This window comes from Mycobacterium intermedium (assembly GCF_002086275.1).
GTDB classification, from domain to species: Bacteria; Actinomycetota; Actinomycetes; order Mycobacteriales; family Mycobacteriaceae; genus Mycobacterium; species Mycobacterium intermedium.
Genome location: NZ_MVHT01000155.1, coordinates 1 through 7,021, shown reverse-complemented (window position 1 = coordinate 7,021; position 7,021 = coordinate 1). Strand labels below are relative to the sequence as shown.

The following is a 7,021-nucleotide window of genomic DNA, read 5'->3' as shown; positions in this document are numbered from 1 at the left end:
GCGTTAGGGGTGGTTGGGCACTCAACAGCGCGCCGGCGACTCCCAGCCATGCCCCCGGGCCGACACCGCCCGGCACGGGTGCGGGGCGCGGGGCGGGCGCGTTAGCCCGTGGCCGACGCGGGTGTTGCGGCGGACGCGGCGCTCGACGCGAACGACCCCGAAGGATGATGGCCAGGAAGATGCACAGGGCCAGCCCGCACAGCGCCACGTCGAAGGTGCTGGTGATCTGCACCGCCAGGTTGTTTCCGTAGACCGGGTTGACCGAGACGTTGGATTGGTCGAAGCGAGGTGCCAGCAGCACACCGAGGATGATCCGAACGAGGGTGAGTCCGAACACGAAACCGGCCAACAACGTGACCAGCCGCCGCCGCAGCGGCCCGCTGACCCTGAGGCTGAGGAACAACCACAGCGCCAGCGCCGCGGTGATCAGGTCGAACACGGCCAGGGTCGTGCTGTCGTAGATAGACCGCGGATACTTCAAAATCGCGTCCACGATGAGGCTGGTCAGCCGCATCAGCATCGACCCCAGGGCCCAGACGGCGATGAGCAACAACCCGTTGCGCAGCGCCGCGCGCCAGACATCCTTCTCGATCCGCCGGCCCGACCCGAATAGGGCCAGCGGCGCGAAAATCGCCGCCGCGGCCGCCCAGGCGAGGTAGCCCTCGTAGCCGACGCCCGCCGTCGAGGTGTTTTGCGCGATGCTGTGGAACGCATCGATCTCCCGGCCGACCGGCAGGAGCCATACGATGATCCCGGCGACCAGCGACGACGCGCCGAATGCCAGGGCGGTCAGCCGGGCGTCCTTGGTGCCTTTGAGCAGCCAGCGTGACGCGACCACGACCGCGACGAAGGCCACGGCCCCGTACACCACCGCCGTGACGATGACCGTGACGTTCTGCGTGCCGAAGTCAGAACCCCGCAACGCGTACCGAATCCGCCAGCTCAGGTTGAAACCCGAACTCAGTGCCGCCCCGAAGATCGACGCGTAGCCGATCAGCCGCGCCGTCCGCAGCCATTTGCCGTAGTGCCCGTCGTCGCCTTCGATGGGACGCGTTAGGGGTGGTTGGGCACTCAACAGCGCGCCGGCGACTCCCAGCCATGCCCCCGGGCCGACACCGCCCGGCACGTGCACGGTGCCGCCGAATCGGATCGATTCGAACGCGTCGAAGACGATGAACCCCAGGACCAGCAGCAGGTAGGGGACGTTGAGCGCCAAGCGGACCCGGCCCGCCGTCGCCGAGTTGCCGCCCGCGCCGGACAGTTTCCAGGGCCCCACGTAGGACACGGCGAGGGAGATCAGCGAGAGCAGGGTGACCACGCCCAGCACCAGAAACACCAGCTGTTTGCTGTCGGGGACCCCGAGGCCGAAGTAAAGATTCCACGGGAACAACGCGGCGGCGATCAACAATGTCGCCGTCGTCAGGTCGCGGATGAGGTTCCGCTTTCGTATCGATGCCGGTGTCGCCGGAGGGGGACCCACCAGCTGCCCCCGCGTACCCGAGATGGGGCCGGTCGGAGTGTCGTCACTGCTCACGGTCACGATGCCCCCCAGGGATCAAGGTCGGTTGCTGCTGGCGCAACGTTGATAGTGCAACAGGGGAACCCCCTCCATCACCGCTGCGTTGTTCGACTGCGAACATATTCTCCATTCGAACGTTGCGGCAGTGGCTGTGAGCAGGTTATGAACATGAACGGTATCTGCTTTGACCGTCGCCACTGGTTTGGGAATCCAGTTACGCTGCGCTCACAGGGGAACCTCGTCGCGGATGACGAATATTGCCGACGGTACGCATTCTAGTGCCGATGGACTGCTGGTTGTGGGGTAGCCAGCCGAAGGAGAGCCGGAAGTGGACTTAGTGTTGGGGGTGGCGGTCACGGGCCGGGTCGCGCGCTTGGCGCTCGTCGGCTCCGCGGCTGAGGGCAACCCGGTCATCGACCAGTACTCCGTCGACACCGGCCCGAACCCGATCGGGGTGCTGGCCGAAACCATCGTGGGAACGAACCGGTTGCTGGCCGACGAGGGTCACCGGCTTGGCGCCACCCGTCTGTGCTGGTCCGATTGGGGCCTGGCCGATCGGCTGCGCAACACCCTGCTGCAGTCCGGCGTCTCCAACGTTGAGGTGTTGTCCGAAACCGACGCGGCCACGGCCCTGCTGAACACGCGGGGGCCCGGTGCAGCCGTGCTGCTGGTGGGCGACCAGACGGCGAGCCTGTCGACGATGGATTCTCCGGACGCGCCGCCGACCATGATGGCCGCCGCGCCGGTCGAATCCGACCCCACGTCGACCTTCGACACGTTGCTGTCGCAGATACCCAGTCAGACCAGCAGCCCCGACGAGGTGTTGGTGGTGGGCTCGTCTTCCGAGCAAACCGCGATGTTTGCCGACCAGCTGCGATCCGCCTCCACCATGGATGTGCAGATCCCGGAGGACCCCACCTTCGCGTTGGCCCGTGGCGCCGCCATTTCGGCCGATCCGGCGAGCGCATCCAGCGCAACGATGGCGCACCCGGGACTGGCTCCCGGAGCGACAACGGCTCTGCCATCTTCGGGGCCCACGGGTGTGCCGCTGGACGCGACGACGGCCGCGCCCATACCCGGCGACGCGACCGCGTTCGTGCCGTCGGCCGACGCCGGGGCGCCGAGCGCGCAGGACGAACAGTTGGCGTACTCCCAGGCCAGCGACTACGACGTGCTCCCGCTGGCCGATGAATACGACGAGTTCGGGAACCCCTTGTACGAGGACGAATTCGTCGAAGACGCCGAAGCCGTCAACGACCCGGAGGCGGGTGAACCGAACAAGCTCAACCTGCGGTCGCTGCTGATCACCAACGGCGTCATCGCGTTCGCGGTCCTGGGATTCGCGTCGCTGGCGGTAGCGGTGGCGGTCACCGTGCGGCCGACGGCTTCGTCGCTGCCGGTCGAGGGACACCAGAACGCCCAGCCCGGGAAGTTCATGCCGCTGTTGCCCACCGAGCAGCAAGCGCCCATACCACCGCCGCCGGCCGATGCTCCGACTCTCGGGTTCCAGGGCGGCAACCTCGCGCCGCTCCAGAATGCTCCGCAGTACGGCGGCGGCGTGGCACCGCCCCCGGCCGCCCCGGTACCGGCGCCGGCACCGCCCGCCGTGGTGCCCGCCCCGGTGCCGCTTCCGGTCTTCATTCCGTGGCCGGGCTGGCAGCCCGGCATGCCGACCGTCTCGCCGACGCCGATTACGACGACGGTGACGACGCCGCCGACGACGACAACGACACCGCCGACCACGACGACGACGGCCCCGACGACGACAACGGCGCCCACGACGACGACGGCGCCCACGACGACGGCGCCCACGACGACGACGGCGCCAACGACGACGACAGTGCCGACGACGACAGCGGCGCCGACGACCACCGTGCCCACCACGCAGCCCAAGCCCACGACGACGGTCGCGCCGGAGCCGACAACCGTTGCGCCACAGCCGACAACGGTGGCGCCGCCCCCGACGCAGCAGACGGTGGCGCCGCCGCCGACGCAGCAGACCGTGGCGCCGCCGCCGACGCAGCAGACCGTCGCGCCGCCCCCGACGCAACAGACCGTGGCGCCGCCGCCGGTCCAGGTGCCGACCGTCGCGCCGCAGCCGCCGGTCCAGGTGCCGACCGTCGCTCCGAAGCCACCGGTACAGGTCCCGACCGTCGCCCCGAAGCCGCCGACCGGCGGCGGGACTGGAGGGGGCCTTTTTGGTGGTGGTGGCGCCGGCGGCAGCAGCGGCGGCAGCGGTCGTTCCGGGGGCTCAACCCGCGGGAGTGGCGGGAGCTAATCCGCCCCTGGACTGACCCGCCGCAGCACCACGACGCGGCCAACCACCCCGACCGCGAACACGATCAGCCCCACTGCCACGGATTGCCACGGCAGCGTCGCGACCAGCACCACGCAACCGAGCAGTCCGAACACGTTGACGGCGCGGCGCCAGCCGCGGCGCGGCAGGGTATAGGCGGACGCATTGGCGATCGCGTAGTAGATCAGCACCCCGAACGACGAAAATCCGATCACGCCGCGCAAATCCACGGTTACCACCAGCGCGCACACCACCACGGCGACAGCGATCTCGGCGTGGTGGGGCACCTGGTAGCGCGGGTGCACCGCGGACAGCCAGCGCGGGAGGTCGCGGTGCCGGGCCATCGCCAGCGACGTGCGCCCCAGCCCGGCGATCAGCGCCAGCAGCGCACCGGCGCTGGCCACCGCGGCGCCGACGGAAACGACAGGGACCAGCCCCCCGGCGCCGGCGGCGCGCAATGCCTCGGCCAGCGGCGCCGCGGCATCGGCAAGGCGGTCCGGGCCCGCGGCCAGCAACGCCGCCACCCCGACGACCAGATAGATCAGCACGGCGATGGCCAGTGCCAGCGTTATCGCTTTGGGAATGGTGCGGGCGGGATCGCGCACCTCTTCGCCCATCGTGGCGATGCGTGCGTAACCCGCGAAGGCGAAGAACAGCAGCCCAGCCGACTGCAGCACCCCATATGGGGTGACACCGGCCCAGCCGGCGGTGAGGGACTGTGTCGAGCCGGATTTGGCTTCCGCGCCGGCAATGCCGATCATGATGCCGATCACCACGGCCGTCAACGCAATCACCGTGCACGCCAACAAAATTCGGGCCAGCGTCGCGGTCTTGGTGACGCCGCGGTAATTCAGCGCGGCCAGCGCCACCACCACGGCCACGGCGACCCCGCGCTGCACATAGGCGGGAGCTCCCAGGTTGCCGGCGGTGTAGGAGGCGACGGTCAGCGCCATCGCAGCGCACGAGGCGGTCTTGCCGATGACGAATCCCCAACCGGCCAGAAAACCCCACCACGGGCCGAGTCGCTCCCGGCCGTAGATGTACGTGCCGCCCGACGTCGGGTAGACCGCCGCGAGTTGAGCCGAAGAGGTTGCGTTGCAGTAGGCGATCGCGGCCGCGAGCACCAGACCGGCCAGCAAGCCGATACCCGCCGCCCGCGCCGCGGGACCGAATGCCGCGAACACACCGGCGCCGATCATTGATCCCAGCCCGATGACCACCGCGTCGCCGGTACCGAGGCGGCGAGCCAGGGCCGGCTGGTCGCCCATCAGCCCGCTCCGCCGAAGCTGCGCACCAACGTGGCCCGGTCGACCTTGCCGATGCCGCGACGCGGCAATTCGTCGACGATGTGCAGTTCGCGGGGAGCGGCCGTGCTGTCCAGGGTGCGCGCGACATGTGCGCGCAGCGCGTCCAGCGTCGGCGGTGCGCAACCGCGGTTGACCACGATCGCGGCGACCACCCGCTGTCCCAGTCGGTCGTCGGCGAGGCCGAAAACCGCGCAGTCGCCGACCGCCGGATGAGTGCACAACGCGGCCTCCACCGGTTGGGGGAGCACCGTCAATCCGCCCGTGCTGATCGCCTCGTCGACGCGGCCGAGCACGCTCAGCACCCCCGCGTCGTCGATCGCGCCGAGGTCGTCGGTGTAGAACCAGCCCGGTTCGGCGAACGGGTCGGGATGCACCGGGTTGCGATAGCCCTTCGCCAACGTTGCGCCGCCCAGGGCGACGCGGCCGTCGTCCAGCACGCGCATCCGAACCCCGTCGAGCGGAACGCCGTCGTACACGCAGCCCCCCGCGGTCTCACTCATCCCGTAGGTGCGGACCACGGTGATGCCGGCGGCCTTCGCGCCCTCGAGGACCGGCCGGGGTGCCGGGCCACCGCCGAGTAGGACGGCATCGAGTTCGGCCAGTGCGGCCGCCGTCGCGGGCAGGGTGAGTGCCTTGGCAAGCTGAGCGGCGACCAGCGAGGTATACCGTCGTCCGGAGCCCAATTGTCTTACCGCATCAGGTAATTGGTTGATGTCGAACCCCGCCGAGACGTCCAGCTCGACGGGGGTGGACCCGGCGATCACACTGCGCACCAGCACCTGCAGACCGGCGATGTGGTACGGCGGGACGGCTAGCAGCCACCTGCCCGGACCACCGAGACGGCGATGGGTGGCCGTCGCACTGGCCGTCAGAGCCGCGGCGGTCAGCAAGGCGCCCTTGGGCGGGCCGGTGGTGCCGGACGTCGTCACCACCAGGGCCACGTCGTCGTCGATCGGCTCGCCAACTCGCAAGTCGCGCAGCATGGTTGCGGGCTCGTCGCGAGCGGGCATCGCAAGAAGCGCCGGATCGCGGCCTTCGAGAACCCGTTGCAGCGCGGGCAACAACAGGCTGGTGGCAGCACCGGCGGGAACGCGCACCGCGCGCAGGACGGCTATGCCCGCTCCTCGTTGTCGCGGGCCTCGCTTAACGGCCATCCCTTGGCGTCCAACCGCTCTCGCACCCGCTCGATGTCTTGCGGGCTGGGCAGGTCGTCGGTGATCTGGGTGATCGCCACACCGATATCGATCTGGTCGAACTCTCCGCGACGCATCAATTCGTTGGCGACCTCGACGACTTCGTCGTTGGACAGGCGCCGGGCGAGCAGGGCCAGCACCGCGAAACAGTCGGTCTGGGGGACACCTTCGGGGTAGCCCGCGCGCAACCACGACACGATCGCGGAGAGAAAATTGTTCACGGTGCTACAACTTCCCTTGGGCGGCGTCGGCAAACCTGAGGCTTGGGCAAACGTCAGGCAACGGACAAGGACGACACTACTTTGGTTTGGTTCCGAGGAAAGCCCAGCCGGTGTGGTGCGCGATGAAATCACGGGCGATGTAGAGCACCCCGACGATGATCACGGTGAGCACCAACGCGTAGATCAGCCAGGCGAGCACTGTGAGTAATGGGTTCCTGTGTGGTGCTGAGCGGCTGGATCTGATGTCCCCGGCACCGGCGGCTTGCAGCCGCACCGCCAGCGCGAACAGTCCCGGTAACGCGGCGCCGGCCAGCAGGCTGAAGATCAGAATCTTGACCGTGGCCGCGAAGTTGAACCAGTTGCTCATGAGGGGTTGCCCGCGCTGAGAACGGGGTTCTCGTTGCTGACGATGGGGGAGCTCGGCGGCTACCCGGGCGCGATCATCGGCTTCTCGGCGTTGGTCGCTGCCTCCGCAGCCATCTACC

Annotated in this window: 6 protein-coding genes; 1 reads left to right on the top strand and 5 read right to left on the bottom strand. The window is 69.1% G+C overall.

Going from position 1 to position 7,021, the window contains the following annotated elements; genetic code table 11:
* A partial coding sequence (locus tag BST27_RS29225; protein WP_428842045.1) for a DUF7937 domain-containing protein occupies nucleotides 1-1,480 on the bottom strand: 1,480 nt, incomplete at its 3' end.
* 367 nt (nucleotides 1,481-1,847) lie between these two features.
* Here BST27_RS29225 and BST27_RS29220 point away from each other — a divergent pair.
* Nucleotides 1,848-3,797, top strand: coding sequence for a DUF7159 family protein (locus tag BST27_RS29220; RefSeq protein ID WP_069421143.1), 1,950 nt, complete (start codon nucleotides 1,848-1,850; stop codon nucleotides 3,795-3,797).
* Here BST27_RS29220 and BST27_RS29215 read toward each other — a convergent pair.
* From BST27_RS29215 to BST27_RS29200, 4 genes are all read right to left on the bottom strand, one after another.
* Entirely contained in the window at nucleotides 3,794-5,083 is a 1,290-nt protein-coding gene (locus BST27_RS29215) for an APC family permease (protein ID WP_069421142.1), read from the bottom strand. The two genes, BST27_RS29220 and BST27_RS29215, sit on opposite strands and share 4 nt — an antisense overlap.
* The gene (gene menE, locus BST27_RS29210) at nucleotides 5,083-6,132 is read right to left on the bottom strand and encodes an o-succinylbenzoate--CoA ligase (protein ID WP_232007386.1); all 1,050 of its coding nucleotides are present in this window, start codon (nucleotides 6,130-6,132) and stop codon (nucleotides 5,083-5,085) included. The genes BST27_RS29215 and menE overlap by 1 nt, the downstream gene beginning before the upstream one ends.
* Before the next feature lie 101 nt (nucleotides 6,133-6,233).
* Entirely contained in the window at nucleotides 6,234-6,536 is a 303-nt protein-coding gene (locus tag BST27_RS29205) for a DUF3349 domain-containing protein (protein WP_069421141.1), read from the bottom strand.
* 76 nt (nucleotides 6,537-6,612) lie between these two features.
* The gene (locus tag BST27_RS29200) at nucleotides 6,613-6,903 is read right to left on the bottom strand and encodes a hypothetical protein (RefSeq protein ID WP_069421140.1); all 291 of its coding nucleotides are present in this window, start codon (nucleotides 6,901-6,903) and stop codon (nucleotides 6,613-6,615) included.
* Between the last annotated feature and the right edge of the window lie 118 nt (nucleotides 6,904-7,021).

What these genes read in the sequence shown, in the direction of transcription:
- BST27_RS29215 (WP_069421142.1), bottom strand. Translation starts at nt 5,083, where the DNA reads ATGGGCGACCAGCCGGCCCTGGCTCGCCGCCTCGGTACCGGCGACGCG.
- BST27_RS29200 (WP_069421140.1), bottom strand. Translation starts at nt 6,903, where the DNA reads ATGAGCAACTGGTTCAACTTCGCGGCCACGGTCAAGATTCTGATCTTC.
- menE (WP_232007386.1), bottom strand. Translation starts at nt 6,132, where the DNA reads ATGCCCGCTCGCGACGAGCCCGCAACCATGCTGCGCGACTTGCGAGTT.